Raw genomic sequence first — 24,278 nt, 5'->3', positions numbered from 1 at the left:
GCACATTTAACAACCACCGAGATCGTCGGCGAACCGCACACCCGACGATCGGTACGCGGCGGCCCGGTCGGCGGCCGCCTGCGGTGTCAGGACCTCGTTCTTCGCGTAGTAGACCCAGTCCACCTGTTCGAGGTAGGTGCTCGTGCCGCCGGAGTGCTGGGTGAGGTCGATGAACCACTGGTTCACATTCAGGGACATGTCCTGCCGCGGGTACACGTCGAACGGCCCGCCGCGGTCGTGATCCGCGACCAGCGCGCCGTCGATGTAGTACCGGACATGGCCGTCGGACACGGTCGCGGCCACGGAGTGCCAGCCGTCGATACTGCGGCGCTGGCTGTCGCTCTTGTTCTCGGCGTACCACGGGTCCGGCGTGTAGGTGTGCCAGCTGGTCTGGAAATTCACCGGTCCCGCCTCGCCCCAGCCGCCGTTGGGCAGATACTCGGAGAAGTCCAGTTCGCTGTAGATCGGGTCGTTGTCGTAGCGGAGCGGGCTGATGGTGAAGAACGTCTGGTTGATCCGGTCGCCGTCGGGGCCGGACGACGGCGCGTCGGAGAAGCGGATCCGCGCCGCGTAGGTCCCTTCGAAGAACCGCCGGTCGGGCTGCATGACCTCGGTCTGGGTCGTACCCGCGGGCGTGCCGTCGGTGGCGGAGGCGAGTTGCAGCACCTTGTCCCCTCCGGATGTCGGGAACGTGATGCCTTCCGGAGCCCATCGCGCACCACCGACGCCGGGCCCTCCCACTCCGGAACGCGCCTCCCAGCCGTGCTGAGCAAGGAGACCGTCGGTGTGCGAGGCGTAGTGGAAATCGTCGAACAACGCCCCGCAGGCGGCCGCCCCGGTCGCGGTCCCCGGCGCCATCCCGAGTGCGGCCACCGACAAGGCGGCGACGGCCACAAGACGCAACTTCCCCGGTGCAGACATCGTCGTCTCCTTTACCACTGGTCAGTTTCCACCAAGGTCGCCCGGCGAACTGGTAAAGTCAATAGGTCTAGACAACTTGTCCACCAGCCAATTCCCGGCGACCACTGGGTAGGCTGCGCCTCATGCGGCGAACAGAGGTCAAGGAACGGCTGCGCCACCTCATCGAGCGGCGGCAGCCGGGCGAAGTCCTGCCTTCGGAGCGCGCGCTGAGTACCGAGATCGGCGTCTCCCGTCCGACCCTGCGGGCCGCGATCGACGAACTGGAACGCGACGGTCTCGTGGTCCGCGAGCACGGCCGGGGCACGTTCACCGCACCACGCAAGATCTCCCAGGACCTCGTGCCCGCCACTGGCGGCGAGCAGTTCGCGCCGCCCGCCGAGGGGCATTGGAGCAGCCGGGTGATCGACTTCGCGACCACACCGGCGGGCGCCCGGCTCGGCAAACGGCTCGAGGTCTCCCCCGGTCATCCGCTGGTGGCCGTCACCCGGATCCGCGTCGTCGAAGACGCGCCGATGGCGATCGAGCGGATCCTGGTCCCGCGAGACCTGGTGCCGGACATCACGGCCGCCGGCTTCGAGTCCGGCTCGTTCTACGAACTGCTCCGCACGCGGTACGAGGTCGTTCCCGCGACGGCCGTGCAGGTCATCGAACCCACCGTGACCGACGCCGACGAATCCGGCCTGCTCGACGTCCCGCTGCACTCCCCCGCGCTCCTGTTCGAGCGCACCACCCGCGACGCGGACGGCCGCGTGATCGAGTACACCCGCTCGATCTACCGGGGCGACCGCTACCGCATCACCTCGCACCTGAAGTTCGACCACACCTCCGGCTGACTCCGGCGTGCCGGGGCGGCCCGCCGGAGCGTCCATGTAAGACTGCCGGGCGATGTACACCCCGTCCGATCTCGCCGACCTGCTCGAATGCGAGCACCGCAGCCTCCTGAACCAGGCGCTGGCCGCCGACCTCCCCGGAGCGCCGCGGCCGGGCTCCGGGCCGGATCAGCTGGCCGTCACGCACGGGCGCGCGCACGAGGCCGCGACGCTGGACAAGCTGCGAGGCGAGCGGAGCGCCGTCGTCGAGATCGACGAACGTGACCCGGTCGTCGCCGCGAAGGCCACCGAAGAGGCGCTACGGGCCGGTGCGCCGGTGATCTACCAGGCTGTCTTCCACGACGGCGAGTTCTCCGGCCGCGCCGACTTCCTGATGCGGGACGACGAAGGCCGCTACGAGGTCTACGACACGAAGCTGGCCAGGCACGCGAAGCCCGCCGCGGTGGTCCAGCTGACCGCGTACGCCGACGCCCTGCGCCGGGCAGGCTGGCCCGCCGGTCCGCAGATGCATTTGCTGCTGGGCGATCACAGCACCCGTTCGTTCCGCGTCGACGACTTCCTCCCGCTGGTGGACCGCCTCCGCGCCCGGCTGCGGGACCGGCCGCCGAAGCTGCCGGTCCCGATCTGGGCCGACGAACGACCCGCCTGTGGCGGCTGCTCCTTCTCCTCGCACTGCGCGAGCGCCCGCGAAGCCGACCGCGATCTTTCGCTGGTCGCGGGAATGCGCGGTGACCAGCGGCGCAAACTCGTCGCGGCGGGCCTCGAAACCATCGACGCGCTCGCGGCGGCGGAGCCGGAAGACCGGCCGCGCGACATCTCGACGACGTCGTTCACCACGCTGCGTGCTCAGGCCGCGATCCAGGTCCGGCAGGACGCCACCGGGCAGATCGCCTACGAGATCATCGATCCGGACGCGCTCGCCGAGCTTCCCCCGCCCGCGCCCGGCGACGTCTTCTTCGACATGGAAGGCGACCCGTACGCCCTGGCAGGCGAAGGGCTCGAATACCTCTTCGGCGCGGTGACGGACGAAGACAGCACGAAGTTCACGCCGTTCTGGGCGCACAACCGGTCTCAGGAGAAGCGGGCCTTCGAGGAGTTCGTCGACTTCGCCACCGCGAGGCTCACCGAACATCCCGGCTCGCACGTCTACCACTACGCCCCGTACGAGGTCACCGCGATCAAGCGGCTCGCCGCCGTGCACGGGACCCGCGAGGACGCCGTCGACCACCTGCTGCGCAGCGGCGGCCTGGTAGACCTGTATTCCGTGGTGCGCAAGGCACTCCGGGTCTCCCAGCGGTCGTACTCCATCAAGTACCTCGAACCGCTCTACATGCCCGAAGCCCGCGACGGCGACGTCAAGACGGCGGTTTCGAGCATCGAGGCGTACGAGGAATACCTGACGCTCACGGCCTCCGGCGAGACGGAACACGCGGACGAAGTACTGCGCGGGATCAGCGACTACAACGAATACGACTGCGTCTCCACCCTCCGGCTGTTCGAGTTCCTCCACAAGATCCGGGTGCAGGAAGGGATCCCGCTCGCCGAGCCGCCGGAAGAGTCCGATGTGGACGCTCTGCTCCGCCAGACCGAGGAAGACGTCGCCGCGCAGAAACGCGCCGAACGCGCGGCGCAGCTGGCCGCCCTGGTCGATCCGCTGCTGGACGGACTGCCCGACGATCCGGCCGAGTTCACCGGTGAGGACCGCGCCCGCGCGCTGCTGGCCGCGTCCGTCGGCTATCACCGCCGCGAGACGAATCCGGCGTGGTGGGAGTACTTCCGCCAGCTCGCCGCCCCGCTCGGTGACCTGGAGACCGACAACGCCTGCACCGTCCCGGTCGCCATGGAGGCCGGGGAATGGGTGCCGCCTTCGGGCCGGGTCCGCAAGGCGAAGCGCTCGCTGAGCCTCCGCTGCGACCCGGACCGGCCACATCCCTTCGCCCCCGGCGACGACGTCCGCCTGCGGTACGGCGCCGCCGCACGGGACGCGAAGGTCGTCTCGGCCACCGCCGTCGAACTGACCCTCGAAGAAAGCTGCCCGCCCGACGAGACCACGGCCGACCGGCCGGTCGCGGTGCTGCCCGGCAGTCCCGTCCGGCCCTCCCCCAAGGACGACGCGGTCGCGGATCTCGCCCGGCTCGTCGTCGAAGCGCTGCCGGTGCTGCCCGCCCATCCCGGCGTCGACCTGCTCCGCCGCACGACACCCCGGCTGCGCGACGACGGCACCCTGCCCGAGCCGGGAACGGATCTGGTGAGCACGGTGATCGAGGCCGTCGAGGCGCTCGACGGCTCCGCGCTCGCCGTCCAGGGCCCGCCGGGCGCGGGCAAGACCTACCTGGCAGGCAGGCTGATCGCGAAGCTCGTGCGCGCGGGCAAGACGATCGCCGTCACCTCGACCAGCCACAAGGCCGTGGAGAACGTGCTGTCCGCCGCGCTGAAGAACGCGCCGGACCTGCCGTGCGCCAAACGCGCCAAGCGGACCCCGGATCCGGCCGCGCCCTGGGAGCAGCCGAAGACCAACCCCGCGCTGGTGAAATGGCGTGAGGAGCACGACACCGGCCATCTGGTCGGCGGGACCGCGTGGACGTTCGCGAACGCCGCGATCCGAGAAGAGCCGTTCGACCTGCTGATCATCGACGAGGCGGGCCAATTCGCCCTCGCCGACGCGCTCGCGGTGTCGATGTGCGCCAAGAATCTCCTGCTGCTGGGTGATCCGCAGCAGTTGCCGCAGGTCGTGCAGGGCACGCATCCCGCGGGGGCCGAGGCGTCCGCGCTCGGGCATCTGATCGGCGACGCCGACATCATCCCGGCCGAACTCGGCTACTTCCTCGACGAGACCCGCCGGATGCATCCGGCCGTCTGTGCGCCGGTCTCGCGGCTGTCCTACGCGGGCCGCCTGCACTCGCATCCCTCGGCGGCCGAGCGGGCGATCAACGGTGTCGAAGCGGGCCTGTATCTCGCCGAAGTCGACCATCACGGCAACACGACGCGGTCGGTCGAGGAGGCCGAGGCGGTCACCGCGCTCGTCGCCGATCTCCACGGCCGCGCCTGGACCGATCACGGCGATCCCCGGCCGCTCGGCGACGAGGACATCCTGGTCGTGGCTCCCTACAACCTCCAGGCCCGCGTGGTCGCCCGCGCCCTGGACCAGGCCGGGCATCCCGGCGTGCGGGTGGGCACCGTCGACCGGTTCCAGGGCCAGGAGGCGCCGGTGGTGATCACCACCATGACCTCGTCGTCGGCGATCGATCTGCCGCGTGGCCTGGACTTCCTGCTCTCCCGTAACCGGCTCAACGTGGCGCTCTCGCGGGCGCAGGCACTCGCGATCGTGGTCTGCTCGCCCCGGCTGGTCGAAGCCGACATCCGCACGGTCGACCAGATGCGGCTGGTTTCGGGCATGCTCGGGTTGATGACCGAAGCCGTGCCTTGGCACGCAGGACGGAGTGGACGATGACCGAGAACAGCCCGGACAAGAAGCCGGAGATCCTCGACGCCGAGATCGTGGAGGACGCCCCCACGCCGCCGGTCGAGGTTCCGGAGCCGGACTACAGCGAATCCGGGGTGCCCTCGTTCGACCACGTGCGGGACCGGATCGAGCAGCGGTACACGACGTCGATCGGCTCGACCGAACTCGCCGGCCTCGGCGGCAAGGAGGACGTCGCCTCGCTGGACAAGAAGATCGCCGACCGCGACAAGGCCGCCAAGGACAAGCTCGCCGAGATCCGCCGCGCGATGCGAGAGCAGTGAGCTAACCCCAGTGCGGTGAGCCGGCCTTCATCGCGATGGCGCGTGCCTTCCGATAGTGCTCGGCGGCCGCCTCTCGCAGATCGAGGGCGGTGGCCAGCTCACCGAGGTAGTACGCGACCGGGCGGAGGGTGAGCATTCCGCTTCCTGCCCCGGCGATCTCGCCGTCGGCGGGGAGAAGCTCGGCGTAGAGGCGTTCCATCGCCGCACGGTCGCCGAGTTCGATCGCGACGACGGCGTGCAAGCAGGTGCGGGCTTCGTACAGCAGGTCCCGTGGAGAATCCGGGATCGGGAGGACCGGCCGGCACCAGCTCTCGTAGGCTCCGTAGCTCTCTTCGCGTGCTTCGGGCGGCAAGCCGCGCTGGATCCGGTCACAGAACAGCGCGAGGGCGAGAATCCCGTTGTCCACTCCGGACATCGCCGTCCCGGCGAGCCCCGCCGCCGCGGCCCGATAGGCCGCTTCCCCGCCTTCACCGGTCATCGCGGCCCGCATCGCGCGATACCACCGGGTGAACACGCCGACGAGCGGAAGGCCGTACCGTTCCCCGAGTTCGTCGGCGGCCGCGGCATGCCGGTCCGCGGCCGCGAAATCCGCGAGCGCGCTGTCGGCCTGCACGAGCACGAGGTGACCGAGCACCTCGAACGTCACCAGCCCGTGCCGGGTGGCGAGGTCGACCAGTTCCGCGCCGATCCCGGCCCGCCGCGAGGCGAGGCCCGCACGGTCGAAGGACTGCAGGAACCGGGCGTTGAGCGCGAAGGCCAGCAACGCCGGATCGTCGAGCCGCCGGGCGAGTTCCTCGGCTTCCCTTGCCGCCTCGCGAGCCCGCCGGCCGCCCGCGTTCCGCAGTTCGACGGCGAGTGTCGCCAGCAGACGGCATCGCTCGGCCACGCGTCCGGCCGGCAGCGCGGCGAGGGTTCGCTCGACGGCGTCCGCGATCCGGGAGGCCAGTGCCGGGTCGTCGTTTTCGGTCCAGACGGCGGGGACGTCGAAGGCGCCGATCACCCGCGCGGTCAGCAGCGGATCGGCCGGCTTTTCCGCCAGTTCCAGCGCTTCGGCGCGATGCCGCCGGGACTGGCCGAGGCCGCCTGCCACGGCCGACGCGCGGGCCTTGCCCATGATCAGCTCCAGCCGCTTCTCCGTGTCGGAGGCACCGGACCGGTCGTACGCGGTGAGCGCCGCGTCCCACAGTCTCGCCGCTTCCGCCTGCGCGAAACGCTTTTCCGCTCGCTCGGCGGCGGCCCGCGCGTAATGCGCGGCACGCTCGGGGTGCTCTTCGGACAGGAGGAAATGGTGTGCCAGGGCATCCACGTCGTCCGGGCGGAGATCCGCCAGCGCTTCGGCGATCTTGCCGTGCTCGCGGCCCCGCCGCGAACGGGAGAGATCGTGGTAGAGCGTGTCCCGTACGAGAGCGTGCGCGAACCGGAACCGGCGCGGTGCCCGTTCGATCAGGAACCCGCGCCGGACCGCGATTTCCGCCGCGTCAAGCGCGGTTTCCCCCACCAGGGCCTCGAGTACGTCCAGATCGACGTCCGTGCCGATCACCGCCGCCCGCCGCACCACATCGCGGACTCCGTCCGGGAGCACCTCCACCCGGTGCCGGACGACGTCGCGGACGCCCGGCGGCACCGCGGCCAGGGCGGCCGGGCCCTCGTCGGCCAGCAGGCGGGCGAGTTCGCGGACGAAGAAGGCGTTCCCGCCGCTGCGACGGTGCAGCGCCGCGGCGGTTTCCGGATCGATCTCCTCCCCGGTCGTGGCCCGGACCAGGCGGGCGATCTCGGTCTCGGGCAGGCCGCCGAGGTAGACGCGCACCGGCTCGGCCCGTGCGGCCCGGCCGAGGAACTCCGTCAAGGGGGCGGGCAGGTCGGTCCCGCGATAGGTCGCGACGATCAGCACCGGCTCGTCGAGTACCGAAGTCAGCAACGCCAACGTCTCCTCGCCTGCCCACTGCAGGTCGTCGAGGACCAGCAGCAGTGGCGTGGCACCGGCCAGATAGGACGCGACCGCCTGATGCCAGCGCCAACGCGCGGTCACGGGATCTTCGGTCGCCGGGTCCGCCGTCGGCGCGGCGCCGTACCCGGCGTCGGCGAGGGTGGCGAGAATCCGGCTCCACGCGTAGGCGGGCGGCAAGCCCTCACCGTCGGGATTGCTTCCCCAGGCTGTGGTCCAGCCTCGCGCGGCGAGACGGGCGGAGAACGCCTCGGCGAGCGCGGTCTTCCCCGCGCCGGGGTCGCCGGAGACGAGCACCAGCCGGGACCGGGCCGCGGCTTCCTCGAGTTTCGCCAGCTCCGTGTCGCGGCCGATCAGGGGCCGCTCGGCGATCTTGGGCACGGACGGCTTCAGCCGGGGTGCTTGCGCCAGGATGTCGGCTTCCAGGTCACGCAGGGCCGCGCCGGGGTCGAGACCGAGTTCGACGGCGAGCAGTTCGCGCGCGACGCGCAACACGGCGAGCGCGTCACCTTGCCGTCCCGATCGGTAGAGCGCCAGCGCCAGCAGCCGGGAACCGTTTTCCCGCAACGGGTATTCGCGTACTCGCGGTTCCAGCTCGGGGATCACTTCGGCCGCCCGCCCGAGCGCGAGGAGGGCTTCGGCACGGAGTTCCCCCGCCAGCAGCCGGAGTTCGGTCAGCCGGGAGACCTCGCCGCGCGCCCAGCCCTCCTCGGCGAACCCGGCGTACGCGGGCCCGCGCCACAGCGCGAGCGCGGTGTCCACTTGCGACAGTGCCGCGTCCGCTCGGTGGGCGTCGAGCAGTTCGCGGGCCATGGTGACGGCGGCCTCGAATTCCCAGGCGTCGACGGAGTCCGCGCGCAGGGCGTACCCACGGGCGACGGTGACGAGCAACCGCGCGGGCTCACGCGGCGCGCGATCCGGCTCCAGCGCGCGACGCAAGGCGCCGACGAAGGTCTGGACGGCGCCGACAGCGCCCTCGGGCGGCCGCTCCCACAGGTCGTCGACCAGGCGTTCCACCGGTACGACCCGGCCGCGGGCGATCAGCAGCCTTGCCAGCACCGCCCGGTGCCGCGGGCCCTTGAGCCCGACCTCACCCCGCGCGTCCTCGGCCACGAGCGGGCCGAGCACCCCGAACCGCATCGCCACCTCCCGCTTCACCGACGGTGATCATCGTGCCCCGGCCGCTCGGTCGCCGCTGACCGGGTGCTGATTCGGCGAGGGGACGCTGGTGATCACGACGACCAGGAAGGTACTCATGCGTATCACCGGATTCGACTACCAGCGCGTGCCCGTGGCGGACGGCGTGGCACTCAACGTCGCCGTCGCCGGGAGCGGCAGCCCGATCGTGTTGCTGCACGGCTTCCCCGAGACCCACCTCATGTGGCGGCACGTGGCGGCGGATCTGGCGGCGGACCACACCGTCCTCTGCCCTGACCTGCGAGGATACGGCGAGAGCGACAAGCCCGCCGACACCGGCGAGACCTACTCGAAGCGCTCGATGGCGGCCGACGTCGTCGCCGTCGCGCAGGCCTTCGGCCATGACCGGTTCGCCCTCGCCGGGCATGACCGCGGCGCGCTGGTGGCGCTGCGGGCCGGGCTCGACCACACGGACAAGGTGAGCCATCTCGCGATCCTCGACGTGCTGCCGACACTGGACATGTGGGATGTCCTGCACGGCGTCGGCGCGGCTGTCGGCTTCCACCTCTACCTGATGGCTCAGCCGCCAGGACTGCCGGAACAGCTGATCGCCGCCGCGCCCGACGCGTTCTTCGGTCACTTCCTCGACGCGTGGACACAGCAAGGCGACGCGATCCCCGCCGACATCCGGGCTTCGTACCTGGAGGCCTCGCGGAACGCGGTGACCTCGATCGTCGCCGACTACCGCGCGTCGGCGGGCATCGACGTCGAGCACGACAAGGCGGACCGGGAAGCGGGCAACCGGCTCGCCATGCCGCTCACCGTGCTCCAGCAGGACTGGGGCGCCGCGCTCGGCTACGACGCCGTCGCGCTCTGGGGCGCGTGGGCGAAGGACCTGGACCACCGGACCGTCACGTCGGGACACTTCATGGCCGAGGAATCACCGTCGGAGGTGGTGGAAGCGCTGCGAGCCCTGCTGACGCGCTAGGGACTAGCCCCTGGGTTTCGGCATGGATTTGCTCGGTGCGACGGTCGCGATACGTCCTTGTGTTTCGACCGGCGCCCGTGCGTTCGGGTAGCCGGGCACGGCATGGCCCTCCGCCCCGCAGACGACGGTCGCACCAGGCGTCGTCCAGCGGCCGCTCGCCGTTACAGCACCATCGCCCTCCCTCCGAACTGACCCGAACGGCGCAACCCTCGCATCCACCCGCGCCAATCCGAGGGACCTTCGCGTTTATCCCTCGTTGTGCGGGGTATCGGTTCTCCGCAAGACAGAACGAGGGGCCTGACATGAAACACACCGCCCGACGCGCGCACACCATCGCCCGCGATCTTCTTTCCCTCACCAGATCAGGTGAGGCCGACCGGCTCGCCACCGCGCTGGTGTCCATCGCGTCGTCCCACGGCCGGGGACCGGCGCTCGGGGACGTCGTCGGCCGCCTGGTCGACACCTTCTCCTTGGCGGCCAAGGATCGCCGTCGTTCGCTGCGGATCGGTGAACCGTTCACGCTGCGCCTGCGGGACCCCGCGGGCCTGACGGTCCGGCCCGACAAACTGGACCCGGGGGTGGCCGCGATCGTCCGCGCCATCGCCGCCAGCGTCCGCGACGACCGGGCCACCTGCGCCGACCAGATCGGCGAGGCCTGCGAGAACGCCGATCTGGCCCAGCGGATCCGGGTTCTGGCGCATTGCCTGGTCTGGACTTCGGATTTCCTCAGTACCGACACCACCGCCTATCCCCCGGTGCTGTCCTGCCTGAAGGGATCGCTGCCCGCATCGTCCACAGTAGACATTGCGCGGTTCGGATGACTTCCCGGCGAACAGGTGGACATCCCTTGCGCGGCACGGCAGGCTGGAAGACCGCGCACGAAGTCCGAGTCCCCGATGACGGGCGCACCTTGGCGGCAGTTCCCCCGACCCAGGAGCGCAGACGTGGACGAGGTAGCGCCATCGACGGTACCCGCGGACTCCCGTGCCGCCGCCACGGCGAGACGGTTGCCCAACCCGGACAGCAGACTCGTCCGGGCGGCCGTCGCGGGTGATCCGGACGCGATCCGGGAACTGGCCCGCTTCCTTTCCCCGCACGTGTTCCGCTACTGCGCCGTCAGGCTCGGGAGCGCCGGGACGGGAGCTTGCGACGCACAGGACTGCGCGCAGGAGGTGCTGCAGGCGGTCTTGATCGCCTTGCCCCGCTACCGGTACCGCCCGGACCGGTTCCTCGCGTTCGTCCTCGGGATCGCGGGACACAAGGTGGCCGACCTCCACCGGCGCCGCTCCCGCGAACCGGTCGCCTCCGTCCCCGAGGTCGGCGACGGCCTGGCCCTCTGGGCCCGCCGCGACCCGGACGAGCTCGAACGGCTGGAGCACCGCATGCAGGCCGGGGTCCTGCTGGCCCGGTTGCCGATGCCACACCGGCAGGTGCTCGTGCTCCGGTTCGTGTTCGGTCTTTCGGCCGAGGAGACGGCCGAACGGCTCGGCCTGCCGAGCGCGGGAGCGGTCCGCACGGCCCAGTTCCGGGCGCTGGCGCGGCTGCGCACCCTGCTCACCGAGCGGAACGCCCGTTACGCGACCGATGTCCCGATCATCGGACAGGCCGCCGTACCGGAGCTCGTCCCGGTATAGAACCGTCCACTTCGGACGAACGATTTCTTGTACGGCGCTTGTACGAGAGTCCTCCATCCTGTGCACCTATTCGGGGAAACACTGGAGGACAGAAATGAAGATCCGATCCAGGATCGTCAGAGGCGCCGTCGGCACGATCGCGCTGGCCGGGGCGATCATGCTCGGCGGCGCGGGTGAGGCGCTGGCGGCGTCGGGCACGGTGAACACCGACTCCGGGGTGGCGGTGACCGTGCGGTCGAGCCCGAACACCGGCGCGAGTTCCGTCGGCACGGTCGCGAGCGGCACCGCCGTCACGATCGACTGCCAGACGAACGGCTCGACGGTGACCGGCAAGTACGGCACCACCGACATCTGGGACTACGTGCCGTCGAAGGGCGGCTACATCAGCGACGCCTACGTCTACACCGGCTCGGACGGCCGGGTCGCCCCGGACTGCGCCGGCAGCACCCTCTCCTGCTCCACCGCGGGCACCGGAAACCCGAGGACCTGCGCCGAAGCCGTCGCGTGGGCGAAGGCGCACGTGCACACCAACAACGACCCGGACTACTACCGCTGGTGCGACCGGATCAATTCGTGGGCCTACGGCTGGACCGCGAGCGGCTCGGAGACCGCCTACGTCCACTGGACCCAGCTCCCCAGCTCCTACAAGCACCCCGGAGACACTCAGGTCCCCGCGGGCGGGCTCGCCTTCTTCAGCAACGGCGGCACCGGGCACACGATGATCTCCATCGGCGGCGGCAAGTTCCTGTCGAACGACATCCACGGCAAGGGCAGCTTCACCGAGACCACGATCTCGGAGATCAAGAGCGCGTGGAACTACACCTATCTCGGCTGGTCGCAGCCGTGGTTCAAGATCAACCACTGATCTCGGACCGCCTCGGGCGCTGCCGGACGAAGGGGGTCCTCGTCCGGCAGCGCCACTCCCGTTTGTCAGCCGCGCTCAGCACTCGAAAGCGCCCTTTCGTCGCATCGTGATAAAAAATGGCCACTCCATCGGGTTAGAGTTGCCGGATGGGCACCGGCGCTCTCGCCACTCCCGCACCACGGGAGCAGCGTGTGCTCATGCAGGCGATGCTCACCCGGCTGCCCGAGTTCAGCGACCGTCTCGCCCGGTTGCTCAGCGACGAGGACGAGTTCTACCACCAGGTGGACAGCACCGCGCCGGACGAGTTGCGCAAGGTCTGCCGGGCGAATCTCGAACGGGCGCTGACAGCGCTCGTCGAGGGGCGCGGGCTCCCGCTCGACGCCGCCCGCAAGACCGGGCTGGCGCAGGCCCGGCAGGGTATCCCGCTGCCGTCGGTGCTCCGCGCGTTCCGGATCGGCGGGATCTTCGTCTACGAGCGCCTGCTGGAACTGGCGGGCCCCGGCTTCATCAACCCGGCCCGCACGGTGGAGATCAACTCGAACGTGTGGAAGACCATCGACCTCTACTCCGACGCGCTGACCACCGCGTACAGCGAGGTCGCCGCCGAACTCTCCCACGAGAAGCTCGCCCTGCTGGACGGCCTGCTGCAGGGCCGGTTCGCCACCCAGGCGGAACTCGAGAACGCCGCGAAAGAACTCGATCTCCCGGCGGCGGGCACGTTCGTCGCCGTCGTGACCGAAGCCGTCGAGCCGGACGAGCGCCCCGGCGTCGAGGCGCTGCTGCGGGCCCGGCGCTGGAAGTCGGTCTGGCGGCGGGGATGAGCAAGCCGTTCAACGGATTCCTCGAAACACCGGACGCGGTGCACCGGGCAAGGATCGCCCGTCGTTCGCTGGCCACCGGCGCCACCGGGGTCGCCGTCTTCGGCGACAAACCGGTCACCACGCTGGTCGCGAGCGCGCCGGCGATGTCACGAGACGTCGTGCGCTCGGTGCTCACCGGGCTGCTGGTGCTGCCCAAGGCCGAACGGCAGGTCCTGCTCGACACGCTGATCGCGTGGTTCGCCGGGCACGGCTCCGCGAAGGAGGCCGCGGACCGGCTGATCGTCCACCCGAACACGGTCCGGTACCGGCTGCGCCGGGTGCCGGAACTGACCCGGCGCGATCTGACCGACCCGGTCGACGTCGGGGAACTCTACGTGGCGCTGGAGGCGGTCCGCCTGGCGGACGACCGGGGTTAAGGACGCCTGTCCGGCGCCATGTCGGCGTCGATGATCCTCGCGAGGTCCAGCAGCGTGTGCCCGAGACCGGGCCGCGCGCGGTCGTGGAGACCGGCAAGGTCACCTCGGGATTCGCCAACCTCGTCCACTGTGGACGGCGGCAGGCCGCGGACAGGACGACGTCGGGATGCGGGGACCGCCGTCCGGGACGCCATCGTGATCTCCTGGCGCCGAGGTCACGGATCACGTTCCCGTGCAACGAAAGCAGCGCGGCGACGTCCGCGACCGCGTCACGGAGTTCGACGTCGGTGATGGAATCCGAGTAGGCGCCGATGTCCAGCGCGCGGGGATCGTTCGGGTCCTGCGGCACAAAGTTCCTTTCCACGCACCGGAAGTCGTCCGATGGTGGTCCCGCTCACGTTGTTCCAGGGAACAAACATGTTTGGCTGCCTGCGCCGAATGGCGGCACCCGTGCCGCCAGCGGATCCCGTGCCGGATCCGGCATCCCGACCGGGGAGTCGTCGAGAATCTCTTGCCAGGTCGGAGTCTTCCCCGGCCAGCCGAACCGCCGCGCGGTCTCATCGGGAAGTCCCAGCACCACCGGGGAATTCGCCACCGGCTGACCGGATTCCGGCAGGTTCCACGCACCGGCGTCCCTGGCCTGCGACAGCATCGTGCTCGACTCGGGGACCCAGACGTCGGGCCCGCCGGAGGTGGTGGTCCCGAGCAGGTCGGCGGTTTTGGCCGACTCGCTCGCGGTCACGGTGACACTGAAGCATTCTTGCTGCGGCACGGTCGCCGCGAGCCGCGTGAGCACCGGCGCGATGTCGGGCGCGGCGGTGATCCCGACCGGTGTCAGCGCGTCACAACCGTTGCCCGCCAAGCGGGCCCGGAGATAGTCGACTCCCCACCAGGCGCCGAGCGCGATCACCGGCAACAGGCTCAAGACGACGACGGGCGCGGTGAAACGCCCACCACGCCTCGGGCCTACCTGCATGCGCATGCCTCCGAGGTGCGGTGTGAGGACCTGGGATGTTGCCCAATCCGCCCGCGCACGTCAACCCTCGGGTAACTTAGCGCCCCCGAGTGCGGCGAATGGCCTAACCGAAGTAGCGTCCTGCCCCGATGTGGGCACCGGCCGACCGCCACCATCCGGCGTCGCCGGTGGAATCGATCCCGTCCGCGATCACCGTCGCGCCCGCCATGTTCGCGGTCTCGATGAGGTTCCGCAGCGACCGCTCCGCCAGCGGCTCCGTCCGCCGCTCGGCCAGCCGGGGAGCGATCCGGACCGTCCGGACGGGCACGTCCACGAGGCAGACGACGTCACCGGTCATGCCGAAGTCCTGCAGTTCGGCGTCGACGCCGATCTCGGCGAGGAGATGCAGGTTGTCGACGGTCTCCCCGAGTTCGGCGAGCACGGCACCGGCGGGGAACCCCAGCCGCAGCCGCGAAGGGCCGAGACCGGTCGCGGCGAGCACGCTCCGCACCGAGCCGACGAGATCGGGATCCGCGGCCTGATGCGGGGTCAGCCCCACGACCATCGGGAGCCGGTCGTCCGACTCCTCGCACGCGGTGCGGATGAGCCATTCGCCGAGCGGCACGATGAGCCCGGTCTCGTCGGCGAAACGGACGCAGGTGTCGTGACCGATCCGGCCGTGGCGGGGATGGTTCCACGCGAGCCGCGCCTCGATGCCCGCGGGCTTGCTGTCCGCGAGCCACGTCAGCGGCCGGAAGTCGACCGCGATCTCACCGGTTTCCCAGGCTCCTGCCATGGAGACGGCCAGGCCGAACTCGTGCCGTTCCCTGGTGTCGAGGGCGGAGTCGGACAGTGCCCACTGCCGGTAGCCGTTGGCCTGCGCCCGGCGCAGGGTCATGTCGGAGACGCGCAGCAGTTCGTTCGGCGCGATGTCGCGGGGCGGCCGGTGCACGACCCCGACGCAGGCCGAGACCGCGACCCCGCTGCCTCCTTCGAGGTAGACCGGTTCGGACAGTTCCTGGTTGATCATGCCGATCACGGTGGCGACGTCCGGGCTGGCGGCGGTGTTCTGGATGAGGATGCCGAACTCGTCGCCGCCGATCCTGGCGACGAGCGCTTCCTCGCCGCCTACGACGACCCGGAGCTTCGCGGCGACGTTCTTCAGCAGGTCGTCGCTCTGCTTCTGCCCGAGCCCGCCCGCGATCAGCGAGAATCCGTCGAGGTCGAGGTGGTAGACCGTGACACCGAAGGCCGGGTCGGCGTGCCGCAGCGCCTTCTCCAGGCGGGTGCCGAAGAACTGCCGGTTCGGCAGGCCGGTCAGCGGATCGTGCAGTGCCTGACGGCTCAGCTGCCGCTGGAGCAGCGAGACGTCGGTGTCGCCGTCGACGAGCGTGATCAGCTGCTGGGGTTCGCCCGCCGGGTCGCGGATGACCGCGCCGGTGAAGGCGGCCCACGTCGGTTCCTCGTCGTCGGTGACGAGTCTTCGCGACAGTTCGAGCCGCCGGCTCTCGCCTTCGAGCAGCTTCCGGTAGCCCTCGCGCAGGCCTTCCGCGTCTTCCGGGTGGATCAGGTCGTAGAGGTTGAGCCCGATCAGGTCGGTGACGGGCCTGCTGAGCAGGTCGGCGAACGCCGGGTTCACCCGCTGGACGCGGCCGTCCACCCTGGTGACGGCCACCCCGGTCTTCGAGCCGGTGAGCAGCTGCTCGAAACGCGCCTGCGTGAGGACCAGTTCACGCCTGGTCTCGCGTTCGAGGGTGACCAGCGTGCGACTCAGATCCTCTTGCTGCGTCTGGATGCTCTCGCGCAAGGCCTCGCCGTAGCCGGACGCGAGCGCGCCGAGCACCTGCAGCACCCGTTCGGGGAGCGACTTCACGCTCCGCAACTCCGGTTCGTGCAAGAGCCCCTTGCCGAGTACCTCCATCGTGCGACGCAGGCTGTCCGGCCCGACACACCTGAGCGCGACGAGCCGCGCGCCGGCCTCGGCGGCCTGCGCGGGCTCGGCGTCGTCACTCAGCACCGCCGCGAAGATCTCGTCCAGCAGAACGGAGAAATGCTCTTCGATCTGGGCGTGGGTATACGGAAGATACGCCGTACTGGTGACAAGGTACGCCCATTTGCGAGCGAGCGTCGCCCTGGTCGGCGCGGCATTCTTCCGCTTCGGCGATGCGGAGGATGAAGTTCTCTTCGAGGTGTCCGGCGATACGGAGATCTCATCGCCGTTCGGAAGTGGGGCAGTCACGTCCGCCGGTCCTGGGGTCGTTTTCGTATTCCGCGGTGAAGGAACATCCTCCACGATTTTCTGAGCGTACTCACGGTTTACCGGTCACCCAATCGGGTGGTAACGCTACGATACTGCAACACCGACCGTGTCCCTCAGCCATTCGCGTGTGGCGTCCCGGTACAGGGACGCGTTGCGGTGCAGCGCCAGCGAATGTCCGGCACCGGGCAGAACATACGTGGAAAGTTCGGCCTCGGGCCGGTAATACGGCGCTTCCGCCGGACGCAGCGTCGCGCCGCTCGAACAGTCCCGCAGCGCGAACAAACCGCAGAACAGGATGTCCTTCTCGCCGACCGCCTGGAAAACCGGCACCCGGATCGCTTTCGTCGCGGGCAGCACGATGCCGAACACGGCGACGGTGCCCATTCCGGGGACCGAAACCTGATCCTTTGTCGCCTCGTCCGCGGCAATGACCTGCGGGTCGGCATTTTCCGCCGCGTAGAACAGTCCGGCGCGCGCTCCCGGTTTCGTCGTGAAATAGAGCGGATCGCTGCCCAGTGAACCGAGCCTGTCGTCCGCGAACGCGGGCTGCAGACCGAAAAGCACGCCGAAGGTCAACGCGGGCACCGACGGCAGATGCGTCATACCGGTGAGGATCACGCCGTCCACGTCCTGATACGTCGACGCCTCGGCCGCGACGATGCCCGAACCGACCGAATGCCCGACGATCACGACCTTCGCGAACGGCGTGCCACCGACCCGCCCCGCGCGCAGGTGGCCGACCACCTCGTGCATCGATCGCGCCAGCGCCGGCAGCAGGAGCGGAAGGCTGAGCGGTTTGCTGCTCCCGCCCGAACCGAGCTGATCCGCCGCGAAGGTCGCGTAGCCGTGCTTGGCCATGTCGCGCTGGTACGAATAGTGGTCCGGGTCGTAGGGCAGGTCCCAGTAGGCGCTGTTGTAGGTGCCGCCGTGCACCAGCAGCTGAACGGCGTCGGGGGCCGGGCCGTCGGGCAGGCAGAACCGGCCGTGCACCGTGGCGGGCTCACCGAGCGGGCCGGTGACCGGCAGATCCAGGTCGGAACAACGGATTTCGACGGCCGCGGCCGGGGCGGCGACCAGGAAACCACCGAGGAGCGCGCAGCAGGCGGCCACCGCGGAGGCCAGTTTGAGCGGCATTCTCACAGAACCCTCTCCGGAATCGGAACGCTCGGAAGGAGCACGAACCCTACACCTGGTAATCGAACGCTCACCGTCAGCCCGTACTTCTCGGCACCACGGTCATCGGCAACCGGTTCGGCTGCATCGTCGCTTTGATCTTGGGAAAGACCTTCACCCCCGGTACCGGTTCCAGCCGCCACTTCGCGCCGATCGTCGCCGCCACCAAGGCGATCTCCGCGGGAGCGAACTGATGACCGGGGCACAGCCGGGCGCCGGCGCCGAACGGGATGAACGCGCCCTTCGGCACCTCGGCGGCCCGTTCCGGCTCCCAGCGATCCGGGTCGAACCGTTCGGGTTCGGGGAACCAGCGCGGATCGCGGTGCAGCGTGTGCTGGCTGACCGCGACCTCGGTGCCGGCGGGGATCCGCACACCGCCGAGTTCGACGTCCTCCCGCGCGCGCCGCATCAGGATCACCGGCGGGGTCCGGCGGACGACCTCGTTGATGATCCGCTGCGTGCGGACCAGGCGCGGCAGGTGGTCGAACCGCGCGGGCCCGCCGCCGAGCACCTCGTCGACCTCGGCGTGGAACGCGCGCTCGATGTCCGGCCGCATCCCGATCTCGTGGAAGAACCAGGCCAGCGCGACGGCGGTGGTCTCGGCGCCGGTGGTGAGGATCGTGATGACCTCGTCCTCCACCTGCCGGTCGGTCATCTTCTCGCCGGTCTCGTCGTCCTTGGCCAGCAACAACATCGACAGCAGGTCGCCCTGATCGCCGCCCTTCTCACGCGCCTTGAGCACCGCGTCGCCGATGACCCGCCGGAGCCGCGCGGCCGCGGCGTCGAACTCGCGGTTCGCCGGGATCGGCAGCCGTTCCACGAACTTCGGCGAGAAGGCCCGGACCATGACGTACTTCAGCATGATCGGGATCGACCGCTGGATTTCGGCGAGCGCCTCGTCGCCGAGTTCGGCGGAGAACAGCGTGCGCCCGGAGATGGTCAGCGCGAGATCCTGCATCCGCCGGTCGAATTCGACCACCTCGCCCGGTTCCCAGGAGTCGGCAAGGTCTACAGCGACCTTCGTCATCGTCGTCTCGGCGTAGAGCGCGATGCGGCTTCGCTGGAAAGCGGGCAGCATCATCCGCCGTTGCCGCTGGTTGAAAGCGCCGTTGGAAGTGGCGAGGCCGTCGCCGAAAAGCGGCCGCATCTTGTCGAACACGATGCCTTTGTCGAACTTCCCCGCGTCGACGGCGAGCAGCCGCCACGCCAGTTCCGGCGTGGTGACGAGATAGACCGGCATCGGGCCGAAGTCGAGGCGGACCACGTCACCGTGCGAGCCCAGTGACGACAGCAGCTTCACCGGGTCGCGCAGCATCGGCACGGTGTGCCCGAGCAGCGGCCAGCGGCCTGGTGCGACGGGGACGCCCAGAGGTGGTGCCATCGTGCTCTTCTCCCGGTACCTGGACGCTGAACCCGGTCACTTTAGGACCGCGGGGCCGCGCACGGGGTTCCGCGGCCGCACATCCACACGATCGGACGATGGTCGTCCGGTACCCGCTACACTCCTGTGCCCCAACGGATTCCAACCGAACGGCGGCGACGACGGTGACTTCGAACCTGAGCTGGGTGCCCCCCGAGGTCGACACGACGGTGCCGAATCCCGCCAGGGTCTACGACTACTGGCTCAACGGCGACCACAACTTCCAGGCCGACCGTGACCTCGGCGAACAGATCCTGCGGATCATGCCGGGGATCCGCGACGCGGCCAGGCTCAATCGCGCCTTCCTGCGGCGCGCCGCGCTGCACATGGTGGAGGCGGGGGTGCGGCAGTTCCTCGACATCGGCTCCGGCATCCCGACCGTCGGGAACCTCCACGAGATCGTCCAGGGGATCGACCCGTCCTGCCGGGTGGTCTACGTCGACCGCGAATCGGTCGCCGTGGCGCACGCCAAACTCCTGCTGCGCGGCAACGACCGGTGCGCGGCTATCCAGGCCGACCTCCGCGACGCCAACGACATCTTCGACGCGCCCGAAACACGGGAACTGCTGGACCCTGAGCAGCCGATCGGGCTGTTCATGTTGCTGCTGCTGCATTTCGTGCCGGACTCGTGGGATCCGCACGCGATTCTGGCCCGCTACCGGGAGCGCCTCGCCCCCGGTAGCTTCCTCGCCATCTCGCATGTCGCCGCCGACGCGGACTCGAGCGGTCTCGACGAGGCCATCGAGGCGTACAAGAGCACCCAGAACGACCCCATCCCCCGGACCCACGACCAGGTGCTTTCGTTCTTCGAAGGCTTCGACGTCATCGAGCCCGGCGTCGTCGGCTGCGCGATGTGGAATCCCCAGGGGGCGGGCGACATGTCCAACGATCCGGAGATCAACTCGCTCCCGTACGCCGGGGTGGGCCGGAAACCCTCGTGAGTGGCCGTGATCGAACACCGCACTCGCGTGATCAGAGACGGATCTCGCGTGAGTCACGCCTCAGGGCAGGACGTCGGTCACGGTGTCCTTGATGACCTGCCACTTACCGTGCTCACGGACCAGCGTCAGGCTGATCGTGTAGTGCCGGTCGATGTTCTGCGACGGAACCTTGTAGTAGGCGTCGAGGATCGCGTAGCCCATCGCGCAGTTCTCGACGACGGTGTGGGTCACCGTCCATGGCATGCTGTACTCGTACGGGACCTTGAACTGCTCGTTGACCACCGGGTCGACGTTGGCGTCGTAGCCGATGAACAGCTGCCCCCGGCGCCCGACGGTCACCATGTTCTTGTGGATGATCGCCCGGTAGCGGGCTTCGTCGCGTTTGTTGAAGCTGTCCATGTCCTCCCACACCGCGCGGTCGAACGCGCGCTGACAGGTTTGCCGTTCCCCCTCGGCCCGCTGATCACTGGCCGCCGCCGCCGCGGGCACGCCGATTCCCGCCGCCGCCACGACCAGCCCGGCCGACGCCGCGTAATACCGCTTGCGCATAGGGTTCTCCTCATCACGTCCCGTAATCCGTCCACCGGAAGATTCCCCTGACGGCGCATCACAGCTGCATCACTTCCGCACCGGCGCGGGCGCGAAGCCGGTTAACCTCGCCGGAGGGGGTGTGATGGAGTTCCGGATCCTGGGGCCGGTGCAGTGCCGGAACGGCGCACGGCCGCTGAAGCTGGCGGGTTCGCGGCAGGAGCGCATCCTGGCCGCGCTGCTGCTCGGCGCCGATCGCGTTGTCTCGGTCTCACGGCTGGTGGACGTCGTCTGGGACGAGGATCCGCCCGCCACGGCCATCCGCCAGATCCGCAATCTCACCACGGCATTGAAACGTTCCCTCGTCGCCGAGGGCGCCCCTGAAGACGTCTTGACCGCCGAAGGGCCCGGTTTCGTCCTGCGCCCGCGCGCTTTCGACCTTCGCACGTTCGAGGAGCACGTCTCGCGCGGCGAGTTCCGCGAGGCGCTCGGCTGCTGGCGCGGACCCGCTCTGTCCGGTGTGGACAGTATGGCTTTGCGCGGCGAGGCCGACGAGCTCGACGAGCGCCGTCTGTCCATTATGGAACGTTGTCTCGACGAGGAGATCGCCGCCGGCGAGGATTCCGTCGCGGAACTGACGGCCCTGGTCGCCGAGCACCCGTTCCGTGAGGCGTTCACCGGGCTGCTCATGCGCGCGCTGCACCAGCAGGGCAGGCAGGCCGACGCGCTGAACGTCTACCGGCGGACACAGAGGCGGCTGGCCGACGAGCTCGGGATCGATCCGGGCACGAAGGTGCGCGAACTCTACGAGCGGATCCTCCGCGACGAGCCGGAGTACGGCAAAGCCCGCTGTTTCCTCCCTTACGACGTCCCGGACTTCATCGGGAGAGAAGGCGAGATCGGCAGACTGCTCGACGCGGTCCGGCTCGGCAGGCCGGTGGCCGTCGACGGAATGGCCGGTGTCGGCAAGACCTCGCTGGCCGTCCACGCCGCGCACCGGCTCGCCGCCGATTTCCCCGACGGGCAACTGTTCGTCGATCTGCACGGCCATTCCCCGGCCCGCGAGCCACTTCCCCCCGAGGCCGCGCTCGAAGCCCTGCTCGGGCAATTGGACGTCCCAGCGAGCAGGCTCCCCGGCGGTGTGGACCGGCGAGCCGAGCTGTGGCGGACCAGAACGGCGGGCCGGTCCTTGCTCGTGCTGCTCGACAACGCCGCCGACGCCGAACAGCTACGGCCGCTTCTTCCCGGTTCGGCCACGGTCGCCCTCGTCGTCACCGGAAGGCGCCGTCTGTCCGCCATCGACGGCGCCACGGCGATCAGTCTCGAAGTCCTGCCGGACGAACAGGCGGGCGCCTTGTTCGCGGCCGCCTCAGGACGGCCGGACTCGGGAGTGGCCGCGCTGTGCGGCAACCTCCCGCTGGCGATCCGGCTCGCGGCCGCCCGATTGCAGAATCGTCCACACTGGACAGTGGAGACACTCGTCGCGCGGCTGGGGTCCGAACAGGACCGGCTGGCCGAACTGAAGGTCGCCGGACGCGACGTCGCGGCGGCGTTCGCACTGTCCTATCGGGAACTCGACGCCGGGCAACAGCGGATGTTCCGGTTGCTGGGCCGGAATCCAGGGGCCGACATCGGCGTTCCCGCCGCGGCCGCGCTGGCCGGTACCGGCGAACAGGAAGCCGAACGCCTGCTGGAGGACCTGCTCGACGCCCATTTGCTCAGGCAGCCGGCGCTGGGCCGCTATGGGTTTCATGACCTGATCGCCGAGCACGCCCGCACCTTGTCCCGTGACGACGAATCGGCTCCCGCGGTGAGCAGGCTGCTCGATCACTATCGCGACGGCGGCGGCTCCGGCTGGTACGAGACGGAACGGGCCAACCTGGTCGCGATGACCCGCCACGCCCTCGGCACCGGTCGCGACGAGCATGCCTGGCGGATCGCCGCGGCCACCGCGGAACACCTCCGGGAGAGCGGGCACCTCGACGAACTGCTCGCCGTGGCGCGAACCGGTGTCACCGCCGCCCGCCGGATCGGTGACGCGCACGCGATCCAGCTGAGCCTGGCGAGCCTCACCCTGGCGTTTTGGGAGAACGGACGGCTCACGGAGGGGATGGACTGCGCGCTGGATCGGCTGGCCGTCGTGCGCGGATCCGGCGACCGCGCGGCCGAGGCGATCGCGCTGTCCAGAGTGGGCGCCCTGCACGGCATGCTCGGCCGCTACCCCGAGGCGATCCGGTTCTATCGCGACGGCCTCACCGTCGCGGACGAGATCGCCGCCCCCGAGGTCACCGCCACGCTCTGGACCAACCTCAGCAACGCGCAGGAGGTCCTCGGCAGGCTTGACGACGCGCTGGCCGCCGCCCGGCGGTCGGTGGAACTGCGCGCGGAACCCCGCGGCCGGATCCTGAGTTCGGCCCAGCTCGGCCTTGTCCTCGCCCGGCTCGGCCGGTTCGAGGAAGCGTTCGAGGTCATCGGAGGCTCGATCGCCGCCTCGCGGGATCTCGGGTATCTGTTCGGCGAGGCGTGGAGCCGGATCGACCACGCCGACGCGCTGTTGCTCGCCGAGCGGCCGGGTGACGCGCGCGAGCAGGCCGAACGCGCCTGCGAGATCCTCACCCGGCTCAACCATCCGCTGCTGCTGGCCATGGCGGCCAACAGCCTGGGCACCGCCTGCCGCGCGCTCGGCGAGACGTCGGCGGGGCTCCGGCAGCATCGCCTCGCGCTCGAAACGGCGAGACGGATCGGCTACCGGCTGCAGGAAGCCCGCGCGCTGGCCGGGATCGGGCAAGCCGGCGCCGCGCGCGACCACTATGCCGCGATGGGCCTGCCCGCCGGACCGCTGAAGGTCGTCACCCGAGGAATTCGGTGAGCAGGCCGCGCAAGACGTCCGGCTGGCGGAGGACGCCGTGGTCCTGCCCCTCGACGGTGGCGTACCGGGCGCCGGGGATCGTCTCGGCGACCGCGCGGGCACCTGCCCGCATCCAGGCGTCGCTCTCCCCGCCGTCCATGACGAGCGTGGGCACGGAGATCTTGGCCAGCCTGTCGGCGGGCAGCACGTTGCCGGGACCGCACAGGGCGAGGTCGTAGGGCAGCGTGTGGGCGAGTCCGGCGAACCAGGCCCAGAACGCGTCGTCCCGCATCCCCTTGACGATCTCGGCCGGGGTGTTCGTCCCCTCGACCAGGAAGAGTTCCGCCGCGCCGTCGCGGTCGCCGTCGGCGATCAGTGCCCGGACGCGGTCGAAGAGGTCGGCGGCCGGCCTGGGGCGGCTGTCGTCGACGACGTACGGCGGCTCGTACACGGCGAGCCTGGTCATGGCGACGCCTCTGGCGGCCGCCTCCAGCCCCAGCACGGCTCCCGACGAGTGCCCGAAGACCGCCGCGGAACCGCCGACGTGGTCGATCAGCGCGGCGAGGTCCTCGACCTCGCGCTCCACCGAATAGACCGCACCCGCGCCGCTGCCGCCCCGCCCGCGCCGGTCGTAGGCGATCACGGTGAAATCAGGGGCCAGCGTCGCGGCGAGACCTGCGACCGTCGTCCGGTCGTTGAAGGCTCCGCCTGCCAGGATCACCGGTGCGCCCTCCCCCGTCCGATCGAAGGCGATCAGGGTGCCGTCGGCCGAGTTCACGGTCTCGAACGAGGTGGTCATCAGGTCCTCCACGGGGTCACTTCGACTTTAGCGTCGTCCGTGGGTCGGAGCCG

Annotated in this window: 18 protein-coding genes and 1 pseudogene; 10 read left to right on the top strand and 9 right to left on the bottom strand. The window is 70.0% G+C overall.

From position 1 onward, the window contains the following. Positions 1 to 6: 6 nt before the first annotated feature. Positions 7 to 921 (bottom strand): glycoside hydrolase family 16 protein, encoded by a 915-nt coding sequence (locus AMYAL_RS0127675; RefSeq protein WP_026467508.1) that lies wholly within the window; start codon positions 919 to 921, stop codon positions 7 to 9. A gap of 122 nt (positions 922 to 1,043) precedes the next feature. On the opposite strand from AMYAL_RS0127675, the gene AMYAL_RS0127670 reads away from it, so the two are divergent. From AMYAL_RS0127670 to AMYAL_RS0127660, 3 genes are read left to right on the top strand one after another with little or no spacing between them, the layout of a single operon-like run. Continuing rightward, the gene (locus AMYAL_RS0127670) at positions 1,044 to 1,754 is read left to right on the top strand and encodes a GntR family transcriptional regulator (protein ID WP_020634521.1); all 711 of its coding nucleotides are present in this window, start codon (positions 1,044 to 1,046) and stop codon (positions 1,752 to 1,754) included. 52 nt (positions 1,755 to 1,806) lie between these two features. Continuing rightward, positions 1,807 to 5,202, top strand: coding sequence for a TM0106 family RecB-like putative nuclease (locus AMYAL_RS0127665; RefSeq protein ID WP_020634520.1), 3,396 nt, complete (start codon positions 1,807 to 1,809; stop codon positions 5,200 to 5,202). Continuing rightward, positions 5,199 to 5,495, top strand: coding sequence for a hypothetical protein (locus tag AMYAL_RS0127660; RefSeq protein WP_020634519.1), 297 nt, complete (start codon positions 5,199 to 5,201; stop codon positions 5,493 to 5,495). Before AMYAL_RS0127665 ends, AMYAL_RS0127660 begins: the two co-directional genes overlap by 4 nt. A 1-nt stretch (position 5,496) precedes the next feature. On the opposite strand, the gene AMYAL_RS0127655 is transcribed toward AMYAL_RS0127660, so the two are convergent. Further along, positions 5,497 to 8,580, bottom strand: coding sequence for an ATP-binding protein (locus tag AMYAL_RS0127655; RefSeq protein ID WP_209447327.1), 3,084 nt, complete (start codon positions 8,578 to 8,580; stop codon positions 5,497 to 5,499). A 115-nt stretch (positions 8,581 to 8,695) separates the two neighbouring features. On the opposite strand from AMYAL_RS0127655, the gene AMYAL_RS0127650 reads away from it, so the two are divergent. The 5 genes and pseudogenes from AMYAL_RS0127650 (at position 8,696) to AMYAL_RS51080 (ending at position 13,301) form a co-directional block, all read left to right on the top strand. Continuing rightward, positions 8,696 to 9,565 (top strand): alpha/beta hydrolase, encoded by an 870-nt coding sequence (locus AMYAL_RS0127650; protein ID WP_026467507.1) that lies wholly within the window; start codon positions 8,696 to 8,698, stop codon positions 9,563 to 9,565. Positions 9,566 to 9,867: 302 nt separating this feature from the next. Further along, complete coding sequence (locus tag AMYAL_RS0127645) at positions 9,868 to 10,386, top strand: hypothetical protein (protein ID WP_020634516.1); 519 nt, start codon at positions 9,868 to 9,870, stop codon at positions 10,384 to 10,386. Between the two features lie 123 nt (positions 10,387 to 10,509). Then, positions 10,510 to 11,199 carry a sigma-70 family RNA polymerase sigma factor gene (locus AMYAL_RS0127640; protein ID WP_026467506.1) on the top strand — a complete coding sequence of 230 codons (690 nt, stop codon included), beginning with the start codon at positions 10,510 to 10,512 and terminating at the stop codon, positions 11,197 to 11,199. Between the two features lie 94 nt (positions 11,200 to 11,293). Beyond that, positions 11,294 to 12,064: an SH3 domain-containing protein gene (locus AMYAL_RS0127635; RefSeq protein WP_020634514.1), complete on the top strand. Its 771-nt coding sequence runs from the start codon at positions 11,294 to 11,296 to the stop codon at positions 12,062 to 12,064. A 146-nt stretch (positions 12,065 to 12,210) separates the two neighbouring features. Next, positions 12,211 to 13,301: pseudogene (locus AMYAL_RS51080) on the top strand (PucR family transcriptional regulator). On the opposite strand, the gene AMYAL_RS50420 reads toward AMYAL_RS51080, so the two are convergent. The 5 genes from AMYAL_RS50420 to AMYAL_RS0127605 form a co-directional block, all read right to left on the bottom strand. Then, positions 13,298 to 13,495, bottom strand: a complete 198-nt coding sequence (locus AMYAL_RS50420) for a hypothetical protein (protein WP_245193077.1) — start codon at positions 13,493 to 13,495, stop codon at positions 13,298 to 13,300. The pseudogene AMYAL_RS51080 and the gene AMYAL_RS50420 sit on opposite strands and share 4 nt — an antisense overlap. Positions 13,496 to 13,695: 200 nt before the next feature. Then, the gene (locus tag AMYAL_RS0127620) at positions 13,696 to 14,283 is read right to left on the bottom strand and encodes a substrate-binding domain-containing protein (protein WP_063712256.1); all 588 of its coding nucleotides are present in this window, start codon (positions 14,281 to 14,283) and stop codon (positions 13,696 to 13,698) included. A 97-nt stretch (positions 14,284 to 14,380) separates the two neighbouring features. After that, positions 14,381 to 16,495, bottom strand: coding sequence for an EAL domain-containing protein (locus tag AMYAL_RS0127615; RefSeq protein ID WP_020634511.1), 2,115 nt, complete (start codon positions 16,493 to 16,495; stop codon positions 14,381 to 14,383). Positions 16,496 to 16,600: 105 nt separating this feature from the next. Then, the gene (locus AMYAL_RS0127610; protein ID WP_020634510.1) at positions 16,601 to 17,650 is read right to left on the bottom strand and encodes an alpha/beta hydrolase; all 1,050 of its coding nucleotides are present in this window, start codon (positions 17,648 to 17,650) and stop codon (positions 16,601 to 16,603) included. A 76-nt stretch (positions 17,651 to 17,726) separates the two neighbouring features. Further along, a complete protein-coding gene (locus AMYAL_RS0127605) occupies positions 17,727 to 19,070 on the bottom strand; it encodes a cytochrome P450 (RefSeq protein WP_020634509.1) in 1,344 nt (447 codons plus the stop codon). Between the two features lie 164 nt (positions 19,071 to 19,234). Between AMYAL_RS0127605 and AMYAL_RS0127600 the strand changes: the two genes are divergently transcribed. Next, positions 19,235 to 20,050, top strand: a complete 816-nt coding sequence (locus AMYAL_RS0127600; RefSeq protein WP_020634508.1) for an SAM-dependent methyltransferase — start codon at positions 19,235 to 19,237, stop codon at positions 20,048 to 20,050. A 60-nt stretch (positions 20,051 to 20,110) separates the two neighbouring features. Here AMYAL_RS0127600 and AMYAL_RS0127595 read toward each other — a convergent pair whose 3' ends face one another. Further along, complete coding sequence (locus AMYAL_RS0127595) at positions 20,111 to 20,599, bottom strand: hypothetical protein (RefSeq protein WP_020634507.1); 489 nt, start codon at positions 20,597 to 20,599, stop codon at positions 20,111 to 20,113. Between the two features lie 124 nt (positions 20,600 to 20,723). Here AMYAL_RS0127595 and AMYAL_RS0127590 point away from each other — a divergent pair, with 124 nt between their 5' ends. Beyond that, the gene (locus tag AMYAL_RS0127590; protein WP_020634506.1) at positions 20,724 to 23,447 is read left to right on the top strand and encodes an AfsR/SARP family transcriptional regulator; all 2,724 of its coding nucleotides are present in this window, start codon (positions 20,724 to 20,726) and stop codon (positions 23,445 to 23,447) included. On the opposite strand, the gene AMYAL_RS0127585 is transcribed toward AMYAL_RS0127590, so the two are convergent. Continuing rightward, positions 23,428 to 24,225 carry an alpha/beta fold hydrolase gene (locus AMYAL_RS0127585; RefSeq protein WP_039795792.1) on the bottom strand — a complete coding sequence of 266 codons (798 nt, stop codon included), beginning with the start codon at positions 24,223 to 24,225 and terminating at the stop codon, positions 23,428 to 23,430. The genes AMYAL_RS0127590 and AMYAL_RS0127585 overlap by 20 nt on opposite strands. Between the last annotated feature and the right edge of the window lie 53 nt (positions 24,226 to 24,278).

Origin of the sequence: Amycolatopsis alba DSM 44262 (assembly GCF_000384215.1) — a bacterium.
GTDB lineage: Bacteria > Actinomycetota > Actinomycetes > Mycobacteriales > Pseudonocardiaceae > Amycolatopsis > Amycolatopsis alba.
The sequence above is the reverse complement of the archived record's forward strand: the minus strand, read 5'-3'. Positions and strand labels throughout refer to the sequence as shown.